Origin of the sequence: Cupriavidus sp. WS (genome assembly GCF_000395345.1) — a bacterium.
In the GTDB taxonomy this organism is placed as follows: Bacteria; Pseudomonadota; Gammaproteobacteria; order Burkholderiales; family Burkholderiaceae; genus Cupriavidus; species Cupriavidus basilensis_B.
In genome coordinates this window covers 1-347 of sequence record NZ_AQPL01000766.1, presented here as the reverse complement: position 1 = coordinate 347, position 347 = coordinate 1, and the positions used below count along the sequence as shown (strand labels likewise).

Here is a 347-nt window from a genome sequence, read left to right as displayed (position 1 = left end):
GCCTACCTGAAGCAGCTTGCCGAATGGTGCGCGCAAAGCGAGCAGCGGCCCGAGGTCTCGCTCTACTCCTTCGGTGGCGAGGCCATGCCGCGCCCGGCCTTCGAACTGGCGCGCCGCGCGCTGGCGCCGCGTACCTTCATCAACGGTTATGGCCCGACCGAAACGGTGGTCACGCCGATGGTGTGGAAGGTGCGAGCCGACAGCCCGGAAGCCGATTTTGCCGGCACCTATGCGCCGATCGGCCGGCCGGTCGGCGCGCGCTGCGCTTACCTGCTCGATGCCGAGCTCAATCTCGTGCCGCCCGGCGTGGCCGGGGAGTTGTATCTCGGTGGCGAGGGCCTCGCGCG

The 347-nt window shown here is 69.7% G+C and carries 1 protein-coding gene; it reads left to right on the top strand.

The features are described from left to right. The coding region (locus tag K206_RS40705; RefSeq protein WP_043368099.1) for an AMP-binding protein at positions 1-347 on the top strand (347 nt) is incomplete at both ends.